This window comes from Blastopirellula sediminis (assembly GCF_020966755.1).
Taxonomy (GTDB): Bacteria; Planctomycetota; Planctomycetia; order Pirellulales; family Pirellulaceae; genus Blastopirellula; species Blastopirellula sediminis.
Genome location: NZ_JAJKFT010000010.1, coordinates 1,662,690 through 1,683,246, shown reverse-complemented (window position 1 = coordinate 1,683,246; position 20,557 = coordinate 1,662,690). Strand labels below are relative to the sequence as shown.

The following is a 20,557-nucleotide window of genomic DNA, read 5'->3' as shown; positions in this document are numbered from 1 at the left end:
GCTGGCGCCGGCCGTTTTGATCTTGCGACGATTGGCGTAATTTCGCAGACTCTCAGGCTCAGCGCCCCCATTAGCGTCATCTCCCAGTCTGCAGATTCGCATTGGCGAAGACGACGACCCGAGTTATCGAAGTAAGGATGTTTCGATGAATCCTGCGGCAATTGGCAAACGGATTGGTCGTATCTTCTCCGGAAGAGGTTTCTTCTCCGGCAAATCGAACAAGCCGTCGACTTACGCCGAGCGTTTCGATCTGACCGATCACGGCGTCATCCTGCCGGATCTCGCCGACTTCCCGGAATGCCGCCAGATTCAGCAGGTCCCGTCGCTACGCAACGCGGATGCGGTCACCGCCCCGATGGCGGCCGCCTTGAACGGCTGCGACGTCGCCGGATTTGAAGCGAGCCTCAAGTCGCTGCAAGCTCAGCTGATCGGACTCGACGCGTTCAACGCCGCCGAAACGACGATCCTGCAGACGCAGATGAAGAACATTCGCTCGATGGGCGTCAGCTACATCCAACACAAAGCTCAGCGTGAAACGACGAAACGCGACGACTTGCCCAAGTCGGCCGCCTACGAATCCCTGGTCGAAGACGGCGTCTTCGCCAGCCAGGTCGACACCAGCCGCATCCGGGCTCACCTCGAAAGCTCGATCAACGAGTTGGTCGCACAAGAGCCGCCGGAACTGTGCGATCCGAGCCAAGGCTATGACCGTTCGCGAATGATTTTTCCGGCGGACGACGCGGTGCTCTTCGAAGAACTGCACAAAGCGTTCGCCCCCGGCAGCCTGCTGTCGGCCGCGTCCAAGTACCATCGCGTGCCGGACCTCGACTTCAAGCACGCGTGCCTCCACATTTGCGCTCCGACCGACACGCACTACACGCAAACGCTGCAAGATTGCCAGACGACGAGCCGGCTGGTCGGTCTCCACTTTGACCCGAAGCCGGTCATGAAAGTCATTCTTTACCTGAATGACGTGACCCCTGACACCGGCCCGTTCTGTTTCTTTCCGAAGAGCCATCGCTGGCGCTTTAGCGAATTGGAAATGGTGGTCGCGAAAGGGAACAGCACCGGCAACTATCTCAATACGCCGGAACATCGCCGCGTCGCACTTTCGTTCCCGCAGATCCTGCGGAAGAACGCGATTCTCGGCCGAATGGTGCCTGACGGTTCGCCGCTCAGCGCAAAGCTGCTGCAAGCGGAGAAGGAATACACGTCCGACTTCGCCAACTGCATGTTGTTTGACGCTGGCCATGGATTCCACCGCGGCGGGATCTGCAAAACCGGCTTGCGAATCAATCTGCAAATCGCCTTGAAATAAGCTCGTACACGTAAGCGGCGTCGAAGCCGCCCAGCTCGATTGGAGTGCATACCGATGGCCCATACCGCTAGTCCGTCCACGTTCAAACGCGTCATTCGTTGGTTCAGCGGCAAACAGACGCCAGCGCTGGCCCCTGCGCCAAGCGAAAGCGAAGCGGCGGTTACGATCTCGGAACGTGCGCTGAAGATTCGCCATTTCAAAATGGACGTGTACGAAAAGCTCGCGGCGACGACGATCCTGAGCCAGTTGCCTCCGCTCTTGGATCGCTCGAAGAACGCCATCGACGTCGGCGGAAACGTCGGGCACATCGCCTATTTCCTGGCGCAGCACTGCAAACAGGTTTATACCTTCGAGGCGGTGGAAGTCGTCTACGAACGACTGAAAAGCGTCTCGCAACTGGCCGACAACATCGTCGTCCAGCACTTGGCGATTTCCGACTTTTGCGGCGAAGCTGATTTCTTCGTCGATCACGAGCGGCTGTCGAACTCGGGCCTGCATGACGTGAGCGCCGTCTCAACGTCGTTCAAGCCGTCGACGCAATTCCGCTCGACCAAGACGCCGGTCAAGTCGATCGACTCGCTCGGCATTGAAGACGTCGGCTTCATCAAGGTCGACGTCGAAGGTTCGGAGTTGGACGTCTTGCGCGGCGCCGAAGCGACGCTTGCACGTTACTCGCCGGACCTGCTGCTGGAAATCTATGAACCGTTCAGCAAGTATCCCGTCGCCGACGTGTTCCGCTTCGGCTTTGAACGGGGCTACAACTGCTACCACTACGACAACAGCAGCGAATCAGGAAGCCTGGTTCGCGTGGTTGACGAAATGGATGGCGTCCGAGCGGTGCAGGAACGCCATCAGCTGCATGACGGCGATTTCCTCTTTACGAAAAAGAGTATTTAAGAACGTCGATGTCTTCGGCGAAGTACTTTTCGATGTGAGCCCGAGTCGCGGCCGTATAGTACGACTTGTACTGCGACGAGTCCTTGGCGCTCACATTGAACTTCTCCATCGGAATCCGCGGCATCTGTAGCGTTTCCAGCGTCTCCATGATCTCTTGATCATAGTTGCGGACGTCGATTACGCGATCGCAGACGATGTCGCCGGCGTCGTTTCGGATCCACTCCAACTGCGACATCTTCGTCAGCACGCGATCCGAGACGTTCTGCGTCGTCAACAACCACGCTTCAAAACCCTGCTTCAGCAACGCCTTGTCCTCGGGGCTGTTTCGCGGCACGCCGTTGGTCGTCGCGTCGATCTTCCGCAGCCGATGCTGAAACAACGAAACCATCCGTTCCCACGGGTTACGGACCACGCAGAACTTGTAGTAGTTCTGATAGTCGATCGGCAGCGAGTGACGATCGCACAGGCTCTTGATCATCTGGTAGGTGAAGTGGTTGCCAAGCGCGGGATCGCGTTCGTAGCCCAGCTCCGCGTTTAGCTCTTCAAAGCCCAGCAGAATGTCAGGCGAAACCTTGGTTCGGTAGTTCATGATTAACGTACTTCCGGCATTCTTCGGTACGTGGATAAAGATGAACTTGTGAGATTTTGAGTAAACGGCCATGTCTTAAAAACCTAGAGCGAACTTTGGAAAAATACTTGGGGATAATTGAACAATCGAGAATTCCTGTCAATAACAATCGCATCCTCTCCTATTTGACGCAGTCGCCCAAAACTCGCTTCCCTGCCGAGTTCGTGGTACGATCAAGGCCCTCCACCACCTCTCGCCGAGACGCCCAATGCCTACCTCGCTTCGCGCTGTGCTGCTGCTGTCGCTCGTCCTGACGACTTGCCCCTTGTCAGCTGAAGAGCCGAAACGTCCTGCCAATCACTTGGCCGGCGAGACGAGCCCTTACTTGCTTGCCCACGCCCACAATCCGGTCGAATGGCATCCGTGGGGCGAAGCGGCGCTGGAGTTGGCGAAGAAGGAGAACAAGCCGATCTTCCTGTCGATCGGCTACTCGAGCTGTCACTGGTGCCATGTGATGGAGCGGGAGAGCTTTAGCGACGAGGAGATCGCCAAGTTCCTGAACGCCCATTTCGTCTGCATCAAAGTCGATCGCGAAGAACGTCCTGACATCGATCACGTCTACATGACGGCAGTGCAGATCATGACCCGCGGCGGCGGCTGGCCGTTGTCGGTCTTTCTGACGCCCGACGGCAAGCCATTTTACGGCGGCACTTACTGGCCCGCTCGTGACAACGATCGCAACGTGCCGGTTGGCTTCCTGACCGTCATTCGCCGCGTCGCGCAGTTGTGGGAAGAGCGAGAAGCCGATCTCCGCACCAGCGGCGACGGCCTGACGAACCTGGTCAAACAGTCGCTTCGCCCGCGGGTTACGCTGCAGCCGATGGCGATCGACGAGAAACTGCTGACGACGACCGACGCCGCGATCGCCGAAACCTTCGACCCTGAACATGGCGGCTTCAACTTTTCGGCCGATGATCCCAACCAACCGAAATTCCCCGAACCGGCGACGCTGCAGTATCTGCTCGCTCGGGCAAGGTCCGGCTCCGACGAAGCGAAGAAGATGCTGACCGTAACGCTCGACGGCATCGCAGCCGGCGGCATTCGCGACCACATCGGCGGCGGGCTCCATCGGTATAGCGTCGATCGCTTCTGGCGGATTCCGCACTTCGAGAAGATGCTCTACGACAACGCTCAGCTCGCTTCCCTATATGCCGAAGCGTACCAGCTGACCGGCAATCCGCAGTACCGCCGCGTCGCGGAAGAGACGTGCGACTTCGTCCTGAGCGAGATGACTGGGCCGGAAGGACAGTTCTACTCGGCGATCGACGCTGACTCGGAAGGGATCGAGGGAAAGTACTATCGTTGGTCGCAAAAGGAGCTGCAGGATCTGCTCGACGCGGAAGAATTGAAGTTGGCCAAGCAAGTCTATGGGCTCGGCGGAACTCCCAACTTTGAAGAAGCCTACTTCGTGCCGGAGCTGCAAGCGTCAATCGCCAAGTTGCCGGAGAACTTGAAGCTTCAGCCAGCAGAACTGGATACTCGCCTGCAAGCGCTGCGCGAAAAGCTGTTGGCCAAACGATCCGAACGCGTTCGCCCCGCCGTCGATACGAAAGCGCTAACCGAATGGAACGGGCTGATGATCGCCGGACTGGCCGACGCCGGGCGAATTCTAAAGCGACAGGATTACGTCGACGCGGCGGCGCGTAACGCCGACTTCCTGCTGGCCAACGTCAAGTCGCCGGAAGGCCAGCTGCTGCGAAGCTACAAAGATGGTCAGGCGAAGATTCGGGCCTACGTCAACGACTACGCGATGCTTATCGACGGCCTGATCGCGCTGCATGAAGCGACCGGCGAGCAGAAGTGGCTCGACGCCGCCTCGCGATTGATGAAAGAGCAGACCGAACGTTTTGGCGACGCGCGACTCGGCGGCTTTTACTTCACCGCCGACGACGCGGAAGAAGTGATCGCTCGCGGGAAGATCCCCACCGACGACGCCATCCCGAGCGGCAACTCGGTCTCGGCCGGCAACTTGCTTTACCTGGCCGACAAGCTTGATGACGCGACGCTACGTGAACAAGCGATCGGCGCGATCCGCAGCGGGCAGACGCTGTTGGAATTGGCTCCGGCCGCGGCTCCGCGACTGCTGGTCGCTGCGGAGCAAGTCATTCGCGAAAACAACAAGACCGGCGAGTAGCTAGTGCTGCGTCGCCAGCGCGAAGACGTCGACGGCGAAGCAGTCGTCCGGATTAACCTGCCCCGGCTTCGTCATACCGACCTCTTCCATTTGCGTTAACAGCTCGGTCCAGCGGGCCAGCGTCATCCGTCCGAACTGATCGTCCGAGGTCGGCAGCGCAAGCCCCTGGATCGCTTCGGCTCCAAACTGCAGTGCGGCGACGTCCAGTTCCGGGTTCAGCGTAGAGATGACGTTGTTCGTCTCCTGCGGATGTTCCAGATAGTGCTTCCACCCTTTGATGCAGGCCCGCGTCATCTTTTCGGCCAACCCCTTTTCCGCGTCCAACAGATCGTCGCTGGTGATCAGGATGCTGGTGTAAGGGTTAAAGCCAAGTTCGTGCATCATCAACGAGCGGGTCGCAACTCCCTTTTCTTTCGCGACGTACGGTTCGCTGAAGACGTACGCTTGCTGGGCCATGTTCGGATCGCTGATGAACTGCGCGAGGTTGCCGTTGTAGGGGACGATCCGCACATTCTTCAGCGGCAACTTCTTTTGCAGGAAGACGGCGAACGAACGGCCGACGTTCATCGCCAGCGTGCAGTTCTCCAGCTCGTTGAACGTTTTGATGGGAGACTGCTCGTGCACCAGAATGCAACGCGGGCTCTTCTCCATCGGCGACATCAGCGCCACGACGTTGGCCATCTGCGCGCGGCCAAGAATCACCTGATCGGCGTTGGCGACGGCGAACTCCACGTTCCCTGACGCCACTTGTTGAATGACCGGCACGCCGGGACCGCCGGGGATGATCTCGACGTCGAGCCCTTCCTCGGCGAAGAAGCCTTGCTGCTGTGCGGCGTAGAAGCCGCCATGTTCCGCTTCGGGAAACCAATTGAGGGCGAGTCGCACCTTACGCAGAGCGGGACCATCGTCGCCGGCCGCCGGATCGGCGTTCTTAGGGCTTCCGCATCCGATAAAGGTTAGCAGCGAAACGATCGCGACCAGTCGCAGCATGGCGAATCCTCAGCAGTCAAAAGTGAGTTCAGACGTCCCGATATCGTAGCTTTTCTGACCAGTTTGGCGAGCCGAGTCGAACGATTTTAGCGATAACTCTACTGCCGATTACTCCGGCGGTTGCGGCTGGTCGGGCGACTCCACCCGATCTGGCGCCGCTTCTTTCGCCAGACGCTTCTTCTCGCTCAGCCACCATTGATAGAACTGCTCGACCACCGGACGGCGATAAACGCTTTTGAGCGTCTGCGGGCGTTTGCTCATCAGAAAGAGTTGCGCCTCGGTCGGCGTCATGTCTTTCGCTTTGATCAGCCAGCAGATGACGATCGTGGCGCTGCGAGCTCTGCCCGCTTTGCAGTGAATGTAAACCTGCTTGCCGGCGGCGATCTGCTGATCGATGAATTCGACCCCGCGGCGGACGTCTTCCAGCGACGGCGGGACGAAGTCGATCGTCGGCAAATGGAGCTGCTCGACGCCCGATTTGGCGTAGGTCGCCAGCGGCCCGGCGTACTCCTGACAGGTGTTCACAACGGCGGTAACCCCGGCCGCGATGATTTCTCCAGCAATTTTTTCGGTCGGCAGCGCCCCGATCAGGACGTGCTCATCGATCCGATCCCACCACCGCCAACGGCGGAATAGGCGAATCATTGACCAATTAAAGAGCAAAGATGGGTAGAAAGCGACCGCGGCGAACGAACGACTGAGGGGTCGTCGCATCCGGGGGGACGGGGGCGGATCTGGCTTAGTTTCTCCGGTCATAGAGTTCGATTATCATAGTTTGGGTTGCATCGTCGCAACCCATCCCCATCCCACCTTCCTAGTCCCGCCCTTCCATGAGGTAATCTGCTAATGAAACGCTCTTTCGCTCTCCTCCTCTTGCTGATCACGGCGCCGACCGTCTGGGCCGACGATCCTTCGACGGAGGTCAAACCGCCGCAGGGCTTCCAAGCGCTGTTCAACGGAAAAGATCTCACCGGCTGGAAAGGCCTGGTCGCCAGCCCGCCGAAACGGGCCGCGATGAGCCCGGAAGAATTGGCCGCTGAACAAGAAAAAGCGGACGCCAGCATGCGTGAGCACTGGTCGATCGAAGATGGCGTGCTGATCTACGACGGCAAAGGTCAAAGCCTCTGCACGGCCAAAGATTACGCCGACTTCGAGATGTACGTCGACTGGAAGATCCTGAAAGACGGCGACAGCGGCATCTACGTCCGCGGCGCTCCCCAAATCCAGATCTGGGATCCGGAGCACTGGAAGGTCGGCTCCGGCGGTCTCTACAACAACAAGAACAACCAATCGGCGCCGACGATCATCGCCGACAACCCGATTGGCGAGTGGAACACGTTCTACATCAAGATGATCGGCGATCGCGTCACGGTGAAGCTGAACGGCAAGCTGGTGACCGACAACGTCATCCTGGAAAACTACTGGGAACGGGACAAGCCGATCTACCCGACCGGTCAGATCGAATTGCAGCACCACGGCAATCGTCTCGAATTCAAGAACATCTTCATTCGCGAATTGGTCTCGCCCGACCAACTGAAAAAGGTTGAAGAAGCGGCGCCTGCCAAAGCGACCGCGACGCCGAAGAAAGACCAGAACGTTCTGGTCTTCCTGCGTCACGCCGGCTTCCGTCATAGCTCGATCCCCGTTGGGGGTCGAGCAGTTCAGATCATTGGTGAGAAGAGCGGCGCCTTCAAGTCGACGATCACCGAAGACCTGACCGACCTCTGGCCGAGCAACCTGGAAAAGTATGACGCCGTCGTCATGGTCAACACGACCGGCGAATGGATCAAACCGCGGCCGGAAGATCTAGAGCAAATCGCCGCCAAGTACGGCGAGAAGCTGACTTCCGAAGAAGCGGAAGCGAAGCTAAAGAAGAGCCTGCTCGACTTCGTCGCCGGCGGTAAGGGCCTGGTCGGTTTTCATGCCGCGAGCGACGCCAACTACCAATGGAAAGAATTCGGCGAGATGGTCGGCGGTTACTTCAACGCCCACCCGTGGCACGAAAAGGTCGGCATCAAAGTCGATAGCCCGCAGCATCCGCTGATGGCCGCCTTCAGCGGCAAGGATTTCTCGATCGTCGACGAGATCTATCAGTTCCGCGATCCTTACTCGCGCAAGGCGCTGCACGTGCTGCTGTCGCTTGACGCCGAGAAGACCAACATGAACAAAGACAGCATCCGTCGCGACGACGGCGACTTCGCCGTTTCGTGGGTCCGCAGCTGGGGAGAGGGCCGCGTCTTCTATAGCTCGCTCGGCCATCGTGAAGAAATCTATTGGAACCCGCAGATGCTGGCGTTCTACCTCGACGGCATTCAGTTCGCTTTGGGCGATCTTGACGCCGACACCACTCCCAGCGCTCCGTAATCGCCCCAACACCATCATCGCCCCGCAGGAGACTCCTGAATGTCTCGACTGAAATCGTATACGCCCGCTTGGGCCCTGGTCGCCGCTTTGGCGATCTGCGCTTCGGCCGTCGCCGAAGACGCGCCGAAGAAACTGAAGGGACTCTTGATCACCGGCGGTTGTTGCCATGACTACCCGAACCAGGTGAAGATCATCACCGAAGGTCTCAGCCAACGCGTCAACATCGAATTTGACGTCGCGCTGACCGGTAGCGGCAAAGACATCAAAGTGCCGGTTTATGAAAATCACGACTGGATCAAACCGTACGACATCGTCGTTCACAACGAATGCTACGGCGACGTGAAAGACGTCGAGTTCGTCGAAGGGATCGTCAAAGCCCACACCGAAACCGGCGTTCCGGCGATCGTCATTCACTGCTCGATGCACAGCTATCGCAACGCCGATACCGACGAATGGCGCAAGCTGCTCGGCGTCACCTCGCGCAGCCACGAAAGCCATCACCCGATCGACGTCGTCAATCTGCAGCCTGATCATCCGATCATGGCCGGCTTCCCGGAACTTTGGAAACGTCCGGTCGCCGAACTCTACAAAATCGAAAAAGAATGGCCGCAGATGAAGCCGCTCGCGTTGGCCTACGGCAAGGACACCGACAAGAACCATAGCGTCATCTGGACCAACCAGTATGGCAAAGCGAAGGTCTTCGGCACCACGCTCGGTCATCACAACGAAACGATGAACACCGACGAATGGCTCGGCGTCGTCTCGCGCGGCGTTCTTTGGACGCTCGACGCGCTCAACGACGACGGCACGCCGAAAGATGGCTACGCCGGAACCGGCATCGCCAAGATCGACCTCTCGAAGCCGAACCCGGACGCCGGCAAGTCGCCGAAACCGGCCAAATAGCCGAATGAAATTCAGAAAAGCCGCCGTCTTCGGACCGCGGCTTTTTTTCTGCCTTGAACCTGCCCATCGCCGACAATGTCCTACTCCTGAAATCGATCCGTCTTGAAATCGAAGGAGCCGAACATGAGCAAGTCATCGCAAACCTATCTCGCCCTCGGCGACAGCATGAGCATCGACTTCTATACGCAAGTCGACGGCGGCGGCGCGGTCGCGCAGTTTCATCGCTTTCTCGGCGACGGCTGGACGCTGATCGATCGGACCGAGGACGGCGGCCGCATGGAGGACGTCCCGCTTGATCTGCATGGAGACGTCATCACGCTGACGATCGGCGGCAACGATCTCCTTTGGAATCAAGAGCTCTACCTGCGGGAAGGGATTCAATCCTTTCTGCGCGAACACGAACATCTGCTCCGAAAACTACGGGGCGCCAATCCGGATGCGCTGATGATCATCGGCGACATTTATCATCCCGACGCCGAACTGAGCCCCTACGAAGTCGAACTGCTCGAAGCGGTCAATCGCGGCATTCGCGCCAATTGCCTGGCGATCGCCGCCGAATGTGCGCCGATCTACGAAACGTTCCGTGGTCACGAAAAAGAATATCTCTGTTTGCAAATTGAACCGAACTTGCGCGGAGCCGAGGCGATCGCCGGGCTGTTCCGCGCATCTTGGGAGAAGTACCAGCCGCATGCTCCAGCCAATTAAATCCCTCCTGTCCGCCTCCCTCCTCCTTTTCCTCCTCACCTCCTTCGCCGTCGCCGAGTCGACCGTGCGCGACTTCGGCGCAAAGGGAGACGGCGTCACCGACGACACCGCCGCGATCCAAAAGATGGTCGACTCCGGCGCCCAGTCGATTCGTTTTCCAGCCGGCGTCTATCGGATCACCGGCACGATCTCGATCGATCTGGATCATGCCGGACCAGTTGCGATCAGCGGCGACGGCACGGCGACCATCAAGATGGAAGCGGCCGGTCCGGCGATTCGCGTGATCGGCACGCACGGCGGGACGGCCGATCCAAAGTCGGTCAAGCCGAACGTCTGGGAGAAGCAACGGACGCCGATGATCGACGGGCTCGAGATCGTCGGCGCCCATAACGAAGCGATCGGCGTCGAAATCAACGGCGCGATGCAGCCGACGCTGACCCGTTTGGCGGTTCGCAAATGCTTGCACGGCGTGGTGCTGACCGGCCGCAATCGAAACGTCCTGGTCGGCGAGTGTCACCTCTACGAGAACAGCGGCATCGGTCTCTATCTTAGCGACTTGAATCTCCACCAGATCAACATCGCCAACAGCCATATCAGCTACAACAAAGCCGGAGGTATCGTCGTTCGCAACAGCGAGATCCGCAATCTGCACATCGGCACGTGCGACATCGAAGCGAACATGTCCCTCGAGCATCCCGAAGCGGCGAACGTGCTGTTCGACGTTACCGCCGGTTCGGTGCGGGAAGCGGCGATCGTCGGCTGCACGATTCAACACTCGTCAGTACCCGATTGTGCGAACGTCCGTTTGGTCGGACAGCCGGACCTGCCGCACAAAGTGGGTCACGTGACGATCGCCGACAACGTCATGTGTGACGTCGCTTACAACATCGATATGAAACATGCCCGTAGCGTGACGATCGTCGGCAACACCCTCTTCCGCGCGATTGACGCCTGCATCCAGGCCGAGAACTGCTCGAACCTGGTAATCGGCGCCAACGTGATGGATCGCATCAAAGACTACGGCCCAGCCGATACCAACAACTCGGTCCGCTTGATCGATTGCCGTGATAGCACGATTCAAGGTCTGCACATGAACGGCGACGCCGATCCAATGGCTGCGATCACGCTGAAAAACTGCTCGCGGATCACCGTACGAGACTGCACGATTCTCGACGGCAAAAAATATGCTCTCTGGATCGATGGAGGGGAAAAGATCCGCGTCACGGACTGTTTGTTCGACGGCCAGGGAGAAAAGTTTCCGGTGCATCAGACTGGGAATCGGGTCGATGTGCGGATTGACGACGACTCGCTGAACTAAGCGGGCTGTTCGTCGAACGGAAAGCGCGTATCATCGAAAGCCGTCGATTTCGCTTCTTTCTGTAACGCTCATAATCCTGTGCCGCAGCAAACTCGCATCGTTTCGCCTGGTCCCGCTCCGAATGCCGTTCGCACGGCGGAGGGAAAAGTTTTGACGGCGCCGGCCGATTGGTCGCTGTTGCCCCCTGGCGACGCGGGACTGACTCGTCGCGTGAAAGCGGCTGGTCCGACCTGGACGGTACAGGAGAAAAAAGGACGCAAGTTATTCTCGCGCGGCGTGTGGGCGCCAGCGGCGACGATCGCCGCCGCGAAAGCGAAGCTCGAAATGGAACGTTCGACCGACGCCTACGCGAAAAAGCAGGCCGCCAGTGCGGCGCGACGTGAAAAAGAGCAAGGCGAATACGTCGAGGACTTCCGCGGCGCCGTGCTCCAGTTTCTTCGCTTCGACAGCGGCCATACCGCGATCGCCAATCGTTTCGCCGATGCCGTGACGGCGCATGCGACTCCGGTCGGTAGCGGCACGGTCGCGCGCACCAAACGCATTCCGATCGAGCAGCGAGCCGAGTCGGCGGTGATCGCCTGGATGCGGCATCAGACGACCGCTTACGATCACATGAAGATCGAGCGGGTCAAAGGGAAACGCCGCGAAGTGCGGCGGATGCTGGCCGAAGAGTCGCGCCGACTGCTGACGAAGTATCGACGCGGCGAAGCGGTGAACCTGGCCAGCTGCCCACTCGCTCGAGCTCTAACAAGCGCCGCCCAAGCTAAGCAATAATCGTCTTGTTCGGCTCGCCGGCGATTTCTTCGACGTAGCGCGGCACCGCATAGCCTGGCAATCGCGTCCGGAGCTGGCGAATCAACTCCGCTCCCCGCTCGCGCGACACTTCAAAGTGGGCGGCGCCTTTGACGCGATCGAGCTGATGGAGGTAGTAGGGTGCGACCCGCTGGTCGACCAGCCGCTCGGAGAGTTCCGCCAGCACTTCAACATCGTCGTTGATCCCGGCCAAGAGGACCGCTTGGTTCAAAACCATGACGCCGGCCTGGTTCAAGCGATCGATCGATTCCAGGACAGGTCGATCGAGTTCTCGCGGGTGATTCGCATGAATGACGACGATCGGCGTCAGCCGCGTTCCGGTCAGCCAGGCGAGCAGTTGGTCGTTGATTCGCTGCGGAATCATGATCGGCAACCGCGAATGAACGCGGATCCTCCGCAGGTGGGGAATCGCCGCAAGTTGCTGGGCCAACTCAGCAAGAGTCGCATCGGCCAGCGTCAGCGGATCCCCGCCGGAGAGCAAAACTTCATGAATCGACTCGTCCCCGGCCAAAGCGTCGATCGCCTCCTGCCAGGCGGCGACTCCGCTCGGGACTTCGGTATAGGGAAAATGGCGGCGGAAGCAGTAGCGGCAATGAACGGCGCATGCCCCGGTGGTGACCAGCAGCGCTCGCCCAGCGTACTTTTGCAGCAGCCCGGGGGTCAATGTCGCGTCGGAGTCTCCGACCGGATCCGCCGTAAACCCTTGTGGCGATTCAAGTTCCCGCAAAACCGGCAGTACCTGCAACAGGAGCGGATCGTGCGGATCGCCCGGCGTCATCTTGGCGGCGAACTCGCGGGGAACGAACAGCGGAAAGTCGGCTGCGGCGGCGATTGCGGCGTCGACACAGGAATCAGGGAGCTGCAAACGGCGGCAAAGTTCGGCCGGATCGCGCAGCGCTCTCTTCATCGCCGATTGCCAACGGACAGGCTCCGAAAATTCGTCGGCCGAAGCGGTGCGGACAGGATCGCCAGAGGGAGTTACAATACGCATTTTCGTATTCTATCAGCCTGTTATCTAAGTTGGGCCTGGGGGAGAACCTCTTCGGCCCGCCAAGACCGCCGGCTGTGAAATAGACACGATCCCCGGCCATGGCAGCGGCCGGTTATTAGGCGAGACGATCGTTCCCACATGTCGGCCGCCCCCCGGGTATATCGCCCCCGGAGCGACCTAGTTTACAGCGAGACCTTAAAGTGCAGTACGGTACCAGCGACTTCAAAAAAGGCTTGAAAGTCCAGATCGACGGCGAACCTTACCTGATGACCGAATGTAATTTCGTGAAGCCGGGCAAGGGAAACGCGCTTTACAAATGTCGCCTGCGTAACCTGATTCGCGGCACGTCGCTTGATCGCACCTATCGCGGCGGCGAAACGTTGGAATCGGCCGACGTCGCCGAAACGGATTGCCAGTTCCTGTACGCCCAAGGAGACACCTACGTCTTCATGGACAACAAGACCTTCGAACAGTGGGAACTGACTAAAGAGCAAATCGACGACGCCTGGAAGTACCTGAAGGACGGCATGCAATGCATGGCGACCTTGTACAACGAGTTCCCGATCTCGATCAGCGCTCCGATCCACGTCGAATTGGAAGTGACCTACTGCGAACCGGGCGTTCGCGGCGATACGGCGACCAACGTCTCGAAGCCGGCGACGGTCGAAACGGGCGCCGAAATCCTGGTCCCCGCGTTCGTCAACATGAACGACGTCATCCGCATCGACACTCGCACCGGCGAATACGTCGAACGCGTGAAGAAGTAAGCGGCGAGAATTCTCGCTCGCAATCACCCGGCGTCCCGCAGACCTAACGGCTGGACGCCGGACTCGCCGGGGCGCGCGGCTCTCCTCCCTTTTTGTGGGTAACTCTTGATGACCGAATCGTCCGATTCACGAATCGCCAAGATCGAAGAAGCGCTGCAGCCGCGCCGTGAAGCGCTGCTTTCGCATCCGGTTTACGAGCAATTGAAAGACGTCGACGCGCTCCGCCGATTCATGGAGCGGCATGTCTTTGCGGTCTGGGACTTCATGTCGCTGCTCAAAGCGCTGCAGCGCGAAGCGACTTGCGTTCACGTCCCGTGGACTCCGCGCGTCGACGGTTCCAGCTGCCGGTTGATCAACGAAATCGTCCTCGGCGAAGAGTGCGACGAAGATGGTCGCGGCGGCTACTGCAGCCACTTCGAGCTCTATCTCGACGCGATGAACGAAGTGGGCGCCAACGTCGAACCGATCAACACCTTCATCCACATGGTCGCAGACGGCATCGATGTGGTTTCGGCCGGGCTGCACGCGTCGCTTCCCGCGTCGGTTGATCAGTTTTTGCTGCAAACGTTCCAGTTGATCGATTCGCGCAATCCGGCCGTGATCGCCGCCGGCTTTACGTTCGGTCGCGAAGACCTGCTTCCCAGCGTCTTCCAGAAGCTGGTAGAGCGGATCAACGAGAAGTCGCATGGCAAAGCGGATCGCTTCCTCTACTATCTGCACCGGCACATCGTGATCGACGGCGATGAACATGGCCCGCTGTCGCGGCGACTGTTGGCCCAACTGTGCGGCGACGACGACGCCAAATGGCATGCGGCCCAACATGCGGCCGAAATGGCGCTGGAAGCTCGCATCGAGCTGTGGAACGGCATGGTCTCCGGCCACTGATTTTTCTTTGGCGAACGCTACGCGACTCCGCTAGCACCGGCCGGGAATCGCTCTGGCCGGGTTTTGCCGTATCGGCTACGATGAGCGGCCCTAGCCCAACTTCGATGAGTTTTCGTCGGCGGCTAGAACCCAAAGAAGAGTGAGGCGATCACCGCGATGACGCCGAGCAATCCAAGAGCGACCCACAGGAAGCTCCGATCGCTCCAAGGCGAATTGCGGTGGATCAAATACTCGCCGCAGTGCGGGCAAACGTCGGCATCGTCATAGATCTCGCCGCCGCACTGAGGACAGTGATCAAGATAGTCGTCTGGTTCGTCGCTCGGCAAATCGTCGTCGGTCCAGGCTTCGTCATCGACGAAGGATTCGTCGTCATCAAGATCATCTTCGTCCCAGCGGCTCACGATATTACCTCACTATCTTTGATCGGCGACGACGCGTCGCCTACTTGAGTCGTTTTTCAGATATCAGAGTGCGATTTCGTCAGGGAGGACGAAAACGTGGAAACCATCAAAACCGCGTGCATGGTGATCGTATTGATGGCGGTCGCTTACGGCGTCTACCATCATCTTAACCAGCCGGAGGAAACCGCTCCAAAGCTGGAGATTGAAGGCCTAACCGGAGGAGATACCGCTCCTGCGTTCGCTGGTTCGCCTTCGCCTGGCGGTTCTCTCGCTCCGTCCTACTCCCCCCCTTCCGCTTCGCCGTCCCCTGGTTCGCTGGCGTCCAACGACGTCGCTCCGCCGCTGGGAACTCCTTCGACCGGAACTGCCGCTCCGACGCAGTCGATGTCGGCCGCTCCGAGCTTTGACGCTCCGCACGATCACAAACGGCATACGCCGCTGATTGAAGCCGAACCGGTCGGACAATCGAGTCTCGCTAGTTCGACCGCTCCCACGCAACCGGCGCCGACCTCCACCTACGGCGCTTCGTCCTACGACGCCGGCGGTTCGAAGTACGGCGGGGCATCGTATAACGCCGTCGTCAGCGACGAATCGGCCTATCAAAACGCCGCGGCGGCCAGCGCCGGCTACGGCGGCATGGAAGCGCAACCCGCTTCCGCCAACATGCGTCCCAACTTTGAGGCTGATTGGAAGATCGCCCAGACGCAGCTCGAACAAAACCAATGGGCCGAAGCGCTGCGCACGTTGACTCCGTGGCGAGGCCGCGCCGAGCTGACCACCGAACAGAGCGAAAAGCTGAACATGCTCTTGAGCCAATTGGCCGGCAGCGTCGTCTACTCGACCGAACACCTGCTCGCCGATCCCTACGTCGTCCAACGCGGCGAAACGCTCAACGAAATTGCCGAGAAGCATCAGGTCCCGCCGATTCTGTTGCAACGAATCAACGGCATCTCGAACCCGGAACTCCTTTCCGCCAACGATCAATTGAAGGTAATGCAGGGACCGTTCACCGCGACAATTAGCCTGGCGAGCCGCGAGTTAACCCTGACGGTCGACGGCTGCTTCGCCGGCAAGTTCCCGGTGACGATCCTCGACGCCGCTTCGGTTCAGCCGGGCGAACATCAGGTGATTCGCAAAGAAGATCCCTCCGATCGTTACAGCGCTCAGCCCGGCTCCTATGGCCAAGCGAGCGGCGGCGTTGGTGAGAACGCCGTCTATCTCGACGGCGGCGTCGCCCTGCATGGCGAATCAAGCGGATCGACTGGTTCGATCCAACTGAGCCCGCGTGATGCGGAAGACTTGTTTGGCATCCTGTCGGTCGGCTCGAAAGTGACGATTCGCCGCTAACCAGTAACTCACTGGCTTCCCCATGGCTAAAGCGGAACAGTGGCACAAGCCTGAGAACTGGCGAGAATGGATGATCCAGCATCGCCACAGCGCAACGCTGATCGCGTTGATTCTGCTGATTGCCGGCGAGACGGTTCGTCCCGAATCGACCGACGCCGGATGGGTCTCGGACTTGCTCCTTTCGATCGTAATCTTGGCGTCGGCCTACGACGTGCTGATTCGTCATCGACGCTTCTTGATCGTCGTTTTGACGGCGATTCCTGCGTTCGGCATGATCTGGGTGATCCGTTGTCTGGATGCGTTTGGAGCGCAAGACGCAAGCGTCGGGTGGCACTTGCTAAGCAACGCTTTAATGATCACGTTTCTGGCTTACATCGTTTACTCGATCGGCCAAGACGTCTTTAAGGCAAGGCGCGTCACGACCGACCAAATCCTGGGAGGCGTCAGCGTCTACCTCTTACTAGGGCTGATCTGGGCGCTCGCGTATCTAAGCGTCTTTATGATCGATCCAGACGCGTTTCAATTCCCTCTCGACAGCGACGTGTTGCCGGGGCGCCGCATGTCGGCGCTGATCTACTTTAGCTTCACGACGCTAACGACGCTTGGCCTGGGAGATCTCCTCCCGTCGTCCAGTCTGGCGAGAACGCTGACCTGGTCGGAAGCGGTTACGGGGCAACTTTATATCGCCGTGACGATGGCCAAACTAGTCGGACTGCGGCTTGCGCATCTCACCCAAACGCAGGGGAATGACTAACTGACCTCGTTTGAGTTCATTGTTGATCTTGACTCAAATCCTTCATCTTTCGTATCAATTGCTGTTCGACTTTGCGCTGGGGCAATCACTACACGCGAACTGTTTTCTATGCCATCTCCCGAAGTTACCGTCATCGTTTCGTCGTACCAGCGACCTTGGAACCTACGCCGCTCATTGGAATCGCTCGCAATGCAGCGCGGCGTCAACGGCGCATTCGAAGTCGTCGTGACGGATGACGGCTCGCAAGACGAAACGGAAGAGATCGTGGAACAGTTCGCCGCGACGGTCGACTTTCCGTTGACGCTAACCAGTCACCCCCATGACGGTTTTCAAGTCGGCAAGTGCCGAAACGAAGGAATCACGGTTTCGCACGCTCCCTATTTGATTTTTCTGGACGGCGACCTGGTCGCTTCGCCCAATTTCGTCGCGCAGCACTTGCAACATCGTCAGCGCGGTCACGCCATGGTCGGCGACACCTTCTGGCTAAGTCAGGACGTCACCGAAACGATCCGCGTCGAAGACATTCGCAACGGCAACTTTCGCGCGTGGGCTTCCGAACTGGAGGAACGCCGCATGCGTTGGAAGGCGTTGCGTGCCGCCGTCTATTGCCAGTTGCGGTTGTCCGATCGACCGCGCATTAAAGGTTGTCACGTCGCCCTCTGGCGCGACGACTACGAAGCGATCAACGGCTACGACCAGGACTTCATCGGCTGGGGATTGGAAGACAGCGATCTGCAACGCCGACTTTATCTGTCGGGCGTTCGTTTCGCCTCCAGCATGCGCTGGGCCAGAACCTACCATCTCTGGCACCCGCGCGATCCCAGCTATGTGAGCAAAGCCAAGGGAACCGACAACGAAAAGCTGATGCAGGCCAATCGGCCCTTCCGCTGCGTCAATGGATTGGGCCAACGTGATGCGATGACCGTGCGCCGATTCAACGTTCCCCAGACGGCAAGACGGGCCGCTTAGTGCGTCGCTTCTTGAAGACGTTGTGATGAGCAACTCTCCTACGATCACCTTCGACGAACTGACGAAAGTCGACATCCGCGTCGGCCGCGTCATCTCGGCCCTTCCTTTTCCGGAAGGGAAACGCTCGACGCACATCTTGCAGATCGATTTTGGCGAAGAGCTGGGGGTAAAGAAATCGCTCGCGAGACTCGCGCCGAACTACGAGTTCGATTCGCTCGTCGGCCGCCAGGTGATGGCGGTCGTCAATCTGGCGCCGCGTCAAATCGGGAGCCATCGCTCCGAAGTGCTCACCTTAGGAGTCAATGACGCCGAGGGTAACGTCGTGCTGATCATCCCTGATCAAGAAACGCCGTGCGGCGTGCGACTCTATTAGCGATCGGCTATTGCTCGGCCTTTTCGACCCGTTTGCGAAACTCGCCGCGCCATGCTTCGGCCAGCAGCGGACTCGCGGCCATGATCGCCGCATCGTCTAGATTCTTGCGATCGTGATAGAAGAGCTGATTCAAACGAGCGATCGTCCAATCTGGCGCTGGTCGCTCAATTAACTGCAGCACGTCGCCAACTTGCAGCGTTCCCTTTTCCAGGACGCGAACGTACCAACCCATCCGTCCGGTTTTTACCGCCAGCGCCGTAAGCTCTTTCAAACGCCACCGCCGCGCAAGTTTCCAACAAGGCTGACGCGGCTGCGAAACTTGCAACAGGGCTGTCCCCACCCTGTATACGTCCCCTAAGCAGACCGCCTCTTCGTCGAGATCCGATACAGTCAAGTTTTCGCCAAACGCGCCGTTGCCAAACTTCGCCTCGTCGATCTGGCCACGCAATTCCGCTCGCCAAAGGGGATAGTGCGCTGCGGCGTAAACGAGCATCGCTTTGTCGCGACCGCCATGATTCACCCGGTCGGCGACGCCGTCTCCGACGATCCCTTCCCAATCGACCTCGACCGGTTCGCTGGTCGGCTGTTTGAAAAAGCCGGTCGTCCACTCGCGGTCCATCGGATCTGCTGCGTCGGCCGATCCATACGATTTCGGCTGACCGATCTGCAGCTGCACGATCTTCGCAACGTCATCCATGGCAAAATCCTGTTCGCTCGACTACGACTCTTTTTTTAGCGTCAGAGGGTGAGCGAAGCTGTTCCAGATCGCTTCGATTTGTTCCTGCTGGATCGGACCGTCATGCGGAACCAACCAGTAACGCGATCGATAAGTCGACTCTGGGCCAATCGTGAAAGCGTCTTCCACCTGAGGGCTAAAGCAGAAATAGGGTTTGTCGGGATGCAATCGAACCGGCTGCGGAAAGCGAAAATTGTCAGGGCTGTCCAGAACGGCGATTCCCGCCAGCTTCCCCTTGTCCGCAGGTCCAAACATGTCGACCCACCGTGGACGCGAATGATTTCCGGCCAGTCGATCCTTTCCCTCGCTGGTCAAAAAGCCAGCCTCTTTCGCCTGGTACCACTCGCGACTTCCCCGCACCGCCATGCCGCCGTAGTGATACTTGCGAATCACCAGCGGCTCGGCGCCGGCTGCTCGCTGCACCGATTCGATTTCCAGCAGAAACGGATCGGCCGAAGCGTACGCTCGCACGGACCAGGTTTCGTAGAGAACGTCAATCGGTTCGCCGCTCGTCAGATCGACATGCGCCAGCTCCACATCAAAGCCGCCGACGACCGGACCTGAAAAGGTTCGCAACAGGCGACGATGTTCAACGCGTCCTTCCTGCTTGAAACTGTTCCAAAAGTCGACGTGACGCCCGGAATAGGTCGTATCGGTCCAAGCGAACATCACGCCATGCTGGTGCATGTGGTCCGGCGGAAAGTCATCGGTGACGATCGTCCCCAGCGGCGTACGGACCGGATGCATAAATCCGCTTCGTCCATATTCCGGCTGATCCGGGTTCGGAGAGGGAAGCAGCGCCAAGTGATACCGAAGCAGCTCCTGCTCACCAACGCGGATGACAAGCTGATCTTCGCGCCGCTCAACCGTCACGACGTCTCGTAACGGTTCCTGTCGCTTCGCCTGCAGCGACATCTTCCCGCCGGAGGAGAGCGGCTGAGAAAGCTGCAGGTAGTAACGTCCGCGGCCTGGAGTGTCGACATTGGCCACAAATTGAACGGTGACCTTTCCCTGCGTCCCGTCCAGGATCTCCGCAGCTTCGCTCGTGAGTCGCTCAACCTCGGCTGTGTCGGCGAAACCGGAAATGGGAACGGAGGCCTGATTTTCCAGCAGCAGCGTCTCATCGGCGACGGCAGCCGATCCCAGGAGAAAAACGATCAGCAGCGACGCTGTGTTGTGCCAGAGATCAAAAACTACACATGCGGCCGAAGAATTCTTCAGAAATTTGCCGATCGAGCGAACCATCGCCATTTTTCCCACGTAA

21 protein-coding genes are annotated in these 20,557 nt (G+C 59.0%); 14 read left to right on the top strand and 7 right to left on the bottom strand.

Annotated elements, in window-relative coordinates; genetic code table 11:
* Positions 1 to 145 precede the first annotated feature (145 nt).
* Both LOC68_RS18510 and LOC68_RS18505 read left to right on the top strand, forming a co-directional pair.
* Positions 146 to 1,318, top strand: a complete 1,173-nt coding sequence (locus LOC68_RS18510; protein WP_230221494.1) for a phytanoyl-CoA dioxygenase family protein — start codon at positions 146 to 148, stop codon at positions 1,316 to 1,318.
* 54 nt (positions 1,319 to 1,372) lie between these two features.
* Positions 1,373 to 2,215, top strand: coding sequence for an FkbM family methyltransferase (locus tag LOC68_RS18505; protein WP_230221492.1), 843 nt, complete (start codon positions 1,373 to 1,375; stop codon positions 2,213 to 2,215).
* Here the strand turns inward: LOC68_RS18505 and LOC68_RS18500 are convergent.
* Positions 2,196 to 2,876 carry a sulfotransferase family 2 domain-containing protein gene (locus LOC68_RS18500; RefSeq protein WP_230221490.1) on the bottom strand — a complete coding sequence of 227 codons (681 nt, stop codon included), beginning with the start codon at positions 2,874 to 2,876 and terminating at the stop codon, positions 2,196 to 2,198. The genes LOC68_RS18505 and LOC68_RS18500 overlap by 20 nt on opposite strands.
* Before the next feature lie 175 nt (positions 2,877 to 3,051).
* Here LOC68_RS18500 and LOC68_RS18495 point away from each other — a divergent pair, with 175 nt between their 5' ends.
* Entirely contained in the window at positions 3,052 to 4,977 is a 1,926-nt protein-coding gene (locus LOC68_RS18495) for a thioredoxin domain-containing protein (RefSeq protein WP_230221488.1), read from the top strand.
* Here LOC68_RS18495 and LOC68_RS18490 read toward each other — a convergent pair whose 3' ends face one another.
* Positions 4,978 to 5,967 carry an ABC transporter substrate-binding protein gene (locus LOC68_RS18490; protein WP_230221486.1) on the bottom strand — a complete coding sequence of 330 codons (990 nt, stop codon included), beginning with the start codon at positions 5,965 to 5,967 and terminating at the stop codon, positions 4,978 to 4,980.
* Between the two features lie 108 nt (positions 5,968 to 6,075).
* On the bottom strand, positions 6,076 to 6,612 hold the full coding sequence (locus LOC68_RS18485) for a phosphatidylglycerophosphatase and protein-tyrosine phosphatase 1 family protein (protein WP_230221484.1): 537 nt from the start codon (positions 6,610 to 6,612) through the stop codon (positions 6,076 to 6,078).
* A gap of 201 nt (positions 6,613 to 6,813) precedes the next feature.
* On the opposite strand from LOC68_RS18485, the gene LOC68_RS18480 reads away from it, so the two are divergent.
* The 5 genes from LOC68_RS18480 (at position 6,814) to LOC68_RS28590 (ending at position 12,031) form a co-directional block, all read left to right on the top strand.
* Positions 6,814 to 8,331, top strand: coding sequence for a family 16 glycoside hydrolase (locus tag LOC68_RS18480; protein WP_230221482.1), 1,518 nt, complete (start codon positions 6,814 to 6,816; stop codon positions 8,329 to 8,331).
* Positions 8,332 to 8,370: 39 nt separating this feature from the next.
* Complete coding sequence (locus tag LOC68_RS18475; protein WP_230221480.1) at positions 8,371 to 9,234, top strand: ThuA domain-containing protein; 864 nt, start codon at positions 8,371 to 8,373, stop codon at positions 9,232 to 9,234.
* Between the two features lie 123 nt (positions 9,235 to 9,357).
* Positions 9,358 to 9,939, top strand: coding sequence for an SGNH/GDSL hydrolase family protein (locus LOC68_RS18470; protein WP_230221478.1), 582 nt, complete (start codon positions 9,358 to 9,360; stop codon positions 9,937 to 9,939).
* Positions 9,923 to 11,257 carry a right-handed parallel beta-helix repeat-containing protein gene (locus LOC68_RS18465; RefSeq protein WP_230221476.1) on the top strand — a complete coding sequence of 445 codons (1,335 nt, stop codon included), beginning with the start codon at positions 9,923 to 9,925 and terminating at the stop codon, positions 11,255 to 11,257. Before LOC68_RS18470 ends, LOC68_RS18465 begins: the two co-directional genes overlap by 17 nt.
* Before the next feature lie 78 nt (positions 11,258 to 11,335).
* Positions 11,336 to 12,031, top strand: coding sequence for a DUF2293 domain-containing protein (locus tag LOC68_RS28590; protein ID WP_230221474.1), 696 nt, complete (start codon positions 11,336 to 11,338; stop codon positions 12,029 to 12,031).
* Here LOC68_RS28590 and epmB read toward each other — a convergent pair.
* Positions 12,021 to 13,061 (bottom strand): EF-P beta-lysylation protein EpmB, encoded by a 1,041-nt coding sequence (gene epmB, locus LOC68_RS18455; protein WP_230221472.1) that lies wholly within the window; start codon positions 13,059 to 13,061, stop codon positions 12,021 to 12,023. The two genes, LOC68_RS28590 and epmB, sit on opposite strands and share 11 nt — an antisense overlap.
* Before the next feature lie 200 nt (positions 13,062 to 13,261).
* Here epmB and efp point away from each other — a divergent pair, with 200 nt between their 5' ends.
* Both efp and LOC68_RS18445 read left to right on the top strand, forming a co-directional pair.
* Positions 13,262 to 13,828: an elongation factor P gene (gene efp, locus LOC68_RS18450; protein ID WP_230221470.1), complete on the top strand. Its 567-nt coding sequence runs from the start codon at positions 13,262 to 13,264 to the stop codon at positions 13,826 to 13,828.
* A gap of 108 nt (positions 13,829 to 13,936) precedes the next feature.
* Complete coding sequence (locus LOC68_RS18445) at positions 13,937 to 14,713, top strand: DUF3050 domain-containing protein (protein WP_230221468.1); 777 nt, start codon at positions 13,937 to 13,939, stop codon at positions 14,711 to 14,713.
* A gap of 122 nt (positions 14,714 to 14,835) precedes the next feature.
* On the opposite strand, the gene LOC68_RS18440 is transcribed toward LOC68_RS18445, so the two are convergent.
* Positions 14,836 to 15,114 (bottom strand): zinc ribbon domain-containing protein, encoded by a 279-nt coding sequence (locus tag LOC68_RS18440; protein WP_230221466.1) that lies wholly within the window; start codon positions 15,112 to 15,114, stop codon positions 14,836 to 14,838.
* 96 nt (positions 15,115 to 15,210) lie between these two features.
* Between LOC68_RS18440 and LOC68_RS28585 the strand changes: the two genes are divergently transcribed.
* The 4 genes from LOC68_RS28585 (at position 15,211) to LOC68_RS18420 (ending at position 18,557) form a co-directional block, all read left to right on the top strand.
* The gene (locus tag LOC68_RS28585; RefSeq protein WP_230221464.1) at positions 15,211 to 16,461 is read left to right on the top strand and encodes a L,D-transpeptidase family protein; all 1,251 of its coding nucleotides are present in this window, start codon (positions 15,211 to 15,213) and stop codon (positions 16,459 to 16,461) included.
* Between the two features lie 22 nt (positions 16,462 to 16,483).
* Complete coding sequence (locus tag LOC68_RS18430; RefSeq protein WP_230221462.1) at positions 16,484 to 17,215, top strand: ion channel; 732 nt, start codon at positions 16,484 to 16,486, stop codon at positions 17,213 to 17,215.
* 108 nt (positions 17,216 to 17,323) lie between these two features.
* Positions 17,324 to 18,184: a glycosyltransferase gene (locus LOC68_RS18425; RefSeq protein WP_230221461.1), complete on the top strand. Its 861-nt coding sequence runs from the start codon at positions 17,324 to 17,326 to the stop codon at positions 18,182 to 18,184.
* Positions 18,185 to 18,209: 25 nt separating this feature from the next.
* Entirely contained in the window at positions 18,210 to 18,557 is a 348-nt protein-coding gene (locus LOC68_RS18420) for a tRNA-binding protein (protein ID WP_230221459.1), read from the top strand.
* Between the two features lie 7 nt (positions 18,558 to 18,564).
* Here LOC68_RS18420 and LOC68_RS18415 read toward each other — a convergent pair whose 3' ends face one another.
* Together LOC68_RS18415 and LOC68_RS18410 are read right to left on the bottom strand one after the other, a co-directional pair.
* Positions 18,565 to 19,254, bottom strand: coding sequence for an MOSC domain-containing protein (locus LOC68_RS18415; RefSeq protein ID WP_230221457.1), 690 nt, complete (start codon positions 19,252 to 19,254; stop codon positions 18,565 to 18,567).
* A 21-nt stretch (positions 19,255 to 19,275) separates the two neighbouring features.
* A complete protein-coding gene (locus tag LOC68_RS18410; RefSeq protein WP_230221455.1) occupies positions 19,276 to 20,538 on the bottom strand; it encodes a DUF6807 domain-containing protein in 1,263 nt (420 codons plus the stop codon).
* Positions 20,539 to 20,557: the final 19 nt, after the last annotated feature.

Excerpts from the sequence above, each read along its gene's own strand:
- LOC68_RS18510 (WP_230221494.1), top strand. The coding sequence starts at position 146 with ATGAATCCTGCGGCAATTGGCAAACGGATTGGTCGTATCTTCTCCGGA.
- LOC68_RS18505 (WP_230221492.1), top strand. The coding sequence starts at position 1,373 with ATGGCCCATACCGCTAGTCCGTCCACGTTCAAACGCGTCATTCGTTGG.
- LOC68_RS18500 (WP_230221490.1), bottom strand. The coding sequence starts at position 2,876 with ATGGCCGTTTACTCAAAATCTCACAAGTTCATCTTTATCCACGTACCG.
- LOC68_RS18495 (WP_230221488.1), top strand. The coding sequence starts at position 3,052 with ATGCCTACCTCGCTTCGCGCTGTGCTGCTGCTGTCGCTCGTCCTGACG.
- LOC68_RS18490 (WP_230221486.1), bottom strand. The coding sequence starts at position 5,967 with ATGCTGCGACTGGTCGCGATCGTTTCGCTGCTAACCTTTATCGGATGC.
- LOC68_RS18485 (WP_230221484.1), bottom strand. The coding sequence starts at position 6,612 with ATGATTCGCCTATTCCGCCGTTGGCGGTGGTGGGATCGGATCGATGAG.
- LOC68_RS18480 (WP_230221482.1), top strand. The coding sequence starts at position 6,814 with ATGAAACGCTCTTTCGCTCTCCTCCTCTTGCTGATCACGGCGCCGACC.
- LOC68_RS18475 (WP_230221480.1), top strand. The coding sequence starts at position 8,371 with ATGTCTCGACTGAAATCGTATACGCCCGCTTGGGCCCTGGTCGCCGCT.
- LOC68_RS18470 (WP_230221478.1), top strand. The coding sequence starts at position 9,358 with ATGAGCAAGTCATCGCAAACCTATCTCGCCCTCGGCGACAGCATGAGC.
- LOC68_RS18465 (WP_230221476.1), top strand. The coding sequence starts at position 9,923 with ATGCTCCAGCCAATTAAATCCCTCCTGTCCGCCTCCCTCCTCCTTTTC.
- epmB (WP_230221472.1), bottom strand. The coding sequence starts at position 13,061 with ATGCGTATTGTAACTCCCTCTGGCGATCCTGTCCGCACCGCTTCGGCC.
- LOC68_RS18445 (WP_230221468.1), top strand. The coding sequence starts at position 13,937 with ATGACCGAATCGTCCGATTCACGAATCGCCAAGATCGAAGAAGCGCTG.
- LOC68_RS18430 (WP_230221462.1), top strand. The coding sequence starts at position 16,484 with ATGGCTAAAGCGGAACAGTGGCACAAGCCTGAGAACTGGCGAGAATGG.
- LOC68_RS18425 (WP_230221461.1), top strand. The coding sequence starts at position 17,324 with ATGCCATCTCCCGAAGTTACCGTCATCGTTTCGTCGTACCAGCGACCT.
- LOC68_RS18420 (WP_230221459.1), top strand. The coding sequence starts at position 18,210 with ATGAGCAACTCTCCTACGATCACCTTCGACGAACTGACGAAAGTCGAC.
- LOC68_RS18415 (WP_230221457.1), bottom strand. The coding sequence starts at position 19,254 with ATGGATGACGTTGCGAAGATCGTGCAGCTGCAGATCGGTCAGCCGAAA.
- LOC68_RS18410 (WP_230221455.1), bottom strand. The coding sequence starts at position 20,538 with ATGGTTCGCTCGATCGGCAAATTTCTGAAGAATTCTTCGGCCGCATGT.